The sequence below is a fragment of the Candidatus Cryptobacteroides sp. genome, assembly GCF_056207615.1.
Genome location: NZ_JBAEER010000038.1, coordinates 1 through 4,568 on the forward strand (window position 1 = coordinate 1; position 4,568 = coordinate 4,568).

Genomic DNA, 4,568 nt, shown 5'->3' on the forward strand with positions numbered 1-4,568 from the left:
CAATGAAGATTACTTCACAAGTCCGGTCACCTCGCTGTTCACTAACAGCAGTTGCGGCATCTTCCCTACAATCAGCTGCAACTATCCCATAGCCAACTATCCGTTAGCTTCCCTCGGGTTCCATTATGCATTCGAGTCCGAGCATTGGCAGGCTCTTGCCAGCATCTACAATGGAAATGGCTACAAGGACATATGGGGCAAGGAGCACGTGTTCCGATTCAGCCCTGTCGCAGATGGCGTATTCATCGCAGGCCAGGGTGGGTTCAGCAATAACGGCAGTTGCTACTACCTCGGAGGGTGTATGCATACCCTGCCGTTATCCGGAACCATTTGGGGCTACGCGGAGCAGCGGATTACCGATGGCCTGAGTCTGATCTGTGATTACTCGCATGCCTTTGGCCAAGCTGCGGAGTGCAAAGATTTTTTCGGGCTTGGGGCACGGTACATATTGGGGATAGCCGAGATGGGACTATTTTCTGACTATGCCAGATTCGTAAGCAACTATGAGTGGGCAAGCGAACTTACCTGCGCAGTCCATTTGGGTGAACATGTCAGCCTACAGCCAGCCCTTCATCTGATGTTGCAGAAAGACTTTTCGGCTGTAGTCGGACTCATCAGACTATCAGTTTCAATCTGATGCGGGGTACAAACCTATGCCAGGAGAAAGCTTGATTAGAGGATGATTTCAATCCTGTTGAATATTGTAAATTAATGTTTAACTTTGACTTCGGAGCGCGTGGCACTTCGAAATAGAATTCACGCTATCATAGTTTATGACATTTAAAGGTTTCTTGCTGAGTTTATCTGTTCTTCTCTTGAGTGGATGTGTCAGAGACACTACGCTGGACTCAGGGGTGGAGCGAAAGCTTGTAGTCGAGTTCATACTGGACAATGAGGGGCCCCAGGATCTGTACCTGTCCATTACGAGACGGCCAGGAGAGACTGCTGCTCCCATTGTGCAGGATGCAGAAATCAAACTGAGGGATCTTAACACTGGATATGAAGGAAAGTTCATCAGGGAAGACGACATCCACTGGACCCTGGACTATCTTGGAATACCAGGACACAGATACCGTCTGGATGTGAATGCCGATGGATATGACAGCATAAGCGCAGAACAGGAAATGCCGGAAAATGATGGCCTGGCAAAGACAGGATATGGCAATTTCTTCCCTTCCCCTGTTTATGTTTCTTACGGTTACTTTTTCTCTGTGAACTACTTGCCTGACTATCTGCTGATTCGTGGCGTCAGAAAGAACAAAGAAACAGGCGAGACATCCCCGGTTGATTATCTTTGCACAGACTACCCCGGTCTAGAGGAAGTCAACGCGACTGAGCGGCTCTACGACGGAAGCCCGAAGTGGAGGACAGAAACGAAGACCGGTGATTGGTCATATGAGTATGCCTATCACGATGAACCGGTTGCCGGAATGGACGGCAGATGGACATATATGTTTCCGAATCTCATCGGAAAGGTATTGTACAAGGAATCTCTCTTCATCAGCAAGGTGGATGATAGCGATGCCAGGCTAGACAGGCTATATGATTTCAAGGAGTATTCGACGGAGGATAATGATACCAAAGACGTAAAGGGTTTCTGCATCAGCGGTTCCTTCCATGAAGGCTTTGCATATTGGGACTACCAGACAAAGGAGTATTATGATTCGGATCATAATCAGATAGATTACGAAGAGTACCTTGTCTACTCTTCGCTGTCAAAGGATTATGGCCGATTCGTGAAAGATGTCTATCAGTTCAAGAAAACCCACGAAGCCGATGATCTTTCAACTATATATCTGAGAGATAACATCTATTCCAATGTCAAGAGCGGACTTGGAATATTCGGAGCCATGACTTCGGGCATAATTGAATTTAATGCATTCCATCAGGAGTCTGAACAGTAAACGGATGACCCAATGAACATTAAATTCCGAATATTATCCCTGCTGGCATCATTACTTCCGACGCTTGCCTTGGCTCAGGAATCTGCCATGACCGACACTCTAAAAGCCTCGGTCATGACAGATTCGAGGGGAGTGTTGCGCTCAATCAACAAGGTGGGAAGCAGCATCGACTTCATTCGTGGGGTAGTCTCTCCGATGGGACAGGGAGATCCGATCCGCTGGTCGCAAGGGCTTCCGGGCGTGACGACCGGAGCTGACGGATCTTCCGCCATGTATGTTCATGGTGGAAACATGGGCAACAACCTCTTTTCTCTGGACGGTGTACCTGTTTACGGCTATTCGCATATATTAGGACTCACGACGACCGTCCCTGATGAAGTCATTGGCAGCGCGTCGCTTTCGAAAGGCGGATTCGAAGGCCGTTATGGCAACTTCACCGCTGCCCACCTGAATATCGTCACCCGTGATCCTGCATCAGACAAGGCCCATGGGCAGGTGACAGTCAACAACTTCCTTGCTGGTGCAAGCGCAGAGGCGCCGCTCAAGCATGGTATGTCCTTCATGCTATCTGCCCGTGTCTCTCCGCTAGGACTGGAGTATAAGCTTTTCAAGACGATGTTGCCATCCCTGCTTGGATCTTTCCATGATTTCCATGCCAATGTGGGAGATGTCTATGGTAAGTTCAATTGGAAGATTGACGGCCGCAGCAGTTTGTCAGCATCTACTCTCTTGAGTCTGGACCGATATTCGTACACCACCGGTGAAGCGGGCAAGGATGCCATCGGTTGGGACAATGAGATCGCTATGGTGAAGTATAAACGGCGATTTGATTGGTCCGACATGGATGTCCAAGCCTATGTCAACAGGAACGGCACAATGCAGCGACAGGAGAAGAACTACCACGGTACGGATAATGTACTCGCATTGAAATCCGGCTTCTTAGAAACCGCACTCTCTGCAGATTTCTCACGTCGTACGAATTCGCCTTGGAATTTGGACTACGGAATCAAGGGACGATATGGCCAGTTCAATATGGACCAGCTGAATTCCAACACGGGGAAAGGTACCATGCTCATGTCCGCCTATGCCCAGGCCGGTTTTGAGGTTCACGAAAAGTTTTCCTTCAATGCTGTCCTGAGGGCAAACTACTTCCACAATTACACTGACGGCAAGAACTGCTTCAATCCTGACGCCAGCCTCTCGCTGAAGTGGACATTGAATAAGGTCATCGCAGTCGAGGGGTCCGCTGATTATGTGAATCAGTTCTATCACACTCTTGAAGGACTCCCACTTGGATGGTCTTCAGATATCATCGTTCCTTTCGGAAGGACTGCGCCGCCAGAGCAGGCACTTCAGGGCAACATGGGAATGCGTTTCGCCCTTGGACATCATTCCCTGGCACTAGGCGGCTACTACAAGTTGATGAACAATCTGATTTACTACAAGTATGCTCAGACCCTGTTCACAGATGCAGCGGCAAGTTGGGAGACTAACGTCGATGTCGGAAAGGGAAGATCCTACGGTGGAGAATTCCTCTATGAATATGTCAACAAAGATATATATGCCAGGGTGTCATATACACTGTCAAAGTCCGACAGGATGGGCTTTGCAACGATTTGTGATGGAGGAAGGTTCAACGCAAGGTTCGACCGCCGCCACATACTGAATCTGACAGGACGATGGAAGGGAATCTGCATTGCCCTGAGCCTACAGAGCGGACATTGGGAGAATGGTGCACCTTTGAAGTATGAGATCCATGTCCCCGGCTTCGAGACAGCAGCCGAGTACTACGAGGGAGTCAACAATTTCCACATGCCTGCGGTCTTCCGCCTGGATCTTGGCTATGAGCACACCTTCCATGCTGAGAGGACTGACCATACGATCAACCTCGGAATATGTAATGTGACCAACCATTTCAACCCATTCATGCTCTATTATGACACCCAGGCTGAAGGGTGGAAGATGATGGCCTTGTTGCCAATACTCCCTAATTTCAGCTACCGCCTTGAATTTTAAGACTCTTGAGATAAAAAATTACTGAAATTGTAACCTGCCTTATTTCCCTGATGTTAGCAGTCTCAGACTGTTCCCGGTTCGTTAGGTAACATATACTCTGTATGACACATATCTGTCCTCGATGCGGTACGAAGACTCAACCACTATCTTTGCTGCGGCAGCCCTCTTCTGAGACTTCTTGGAATCCTGGTAATCCTTCTGAAGATCGGAGAATATCTCGTCTAACAGTGAATACGCGGATGACTTGGCAGCAGAACCTTTGCTCGCAGAGGAAGATTTGGCGGGAGCTGCAGAAGGCGTGCTCTGTAGTGAATCGAGTTTCTCCCAGAGCATTTGATTTTCCAGATGAAGAAGCTCAAATTCCTTCTCACACTTATATCCGTTGTAAAGCAGGCCTGCACAGACTATCAGTGTCAGGACCTGAAGTAGCGTTGATCCTTCCATGAGTTTTAATCAGATTTTCATATGTACGTATATGTGAATCAAGACAATAATGGATGTCGGGAAGTGATTGTTTTTGCTATTTCAATTTTATTGAGTAAATTTACTCAGTCAATTGAGTAAACTTATGTTCAAGAGAAAGCATTACGGTATTCTATCCGCCAGAATCAAGGAAAGTCGACGTTTCATACAGGTCGTGATGGGACC

The 4,568-nt window shown here is 48.0% G+C and carries 3 protein-coding genes and 1 pseudogene; 3 read left to right on the plus strand and 1 reads right to left on the minus strand.

Translation table 11 applies throughout. The features are described from left to right. The 3 genes and pseudogenes from AC06ND_RS02275 to AC06ND_RS02285 all read left to right on the plus strand — a co-directional run. Positions 1-637: pseudogene (locus AC06ND_RS02275) on the plus strand (hypothetical protein); the annotation flags it as partial. 136 nt (positions 638-773) lie between these two features. Then, positions 774-1,904, plus strand: a complete 1,131-nt coding sequence (locus AC06ND_RS02280) for a DUF4249 domain-containing protein (protein WP_475677376.1) — start codon at positions 774-776, stop codon at positions 1,902-1,904. Positions 1,905-2,018: 114 nt separating this feature from the next. After that, positions 2,019-3,920, plus strand: a complete 1,902-nt coding sequence (locus tag AC06ND_RS02285) for a TonB-dependent receptor plug domain-containing protein (RefSeq protein ID WP_475677377.1) — start codon at positions 2,019-2,021, stop codon at positions 3,918-3,920. An 81-nt stretch (positions 3,921-4,001) separates the two neighbouring features. On the opposite strand, the gene AC06ND_RS02290 is transcribed toward AC06ND_RS02285, so the two are convergent. Beyond that, on the minus strand, positions 4,002-4,364 hold the full coding sequence (locus AC06ND_RS02290) for a hypothetical protein (RefSeq protein WP_475677378.1): 363 nt from the start codon (positions 4,362-4,364) through the stop codon (positions 4,002-4,004). Between the last annotated feature and the right edge of the window lie 204 nt (positions 4,365-4,568).

Excerpts from the sequence above, each read along its gene's own strand:
- AC06ND_RS02280 (WP_475677376.1), top strand. The coding sequence starts at position 774 with ATGACATTTAAAGGTTTCTTGCTGAGTTTATCTGTTCTTCTCTTGAGT.
- AC06ND_RS02285 (WP_475677377.1), top strand. The coding sequence starts at position 2,019 with ATGACAGATTCGAGGGGAGTGTTGCGCTCAATCAACAAGGTGGGAAGC.
- AC06ND_RS02290 (WP_475677378.1), bottom strand. The coding sequence starts at position 4,364 with ATGGAAGGATCAACGCTACTTCAGGTCCTGACACTGATAGTCTGTGCA.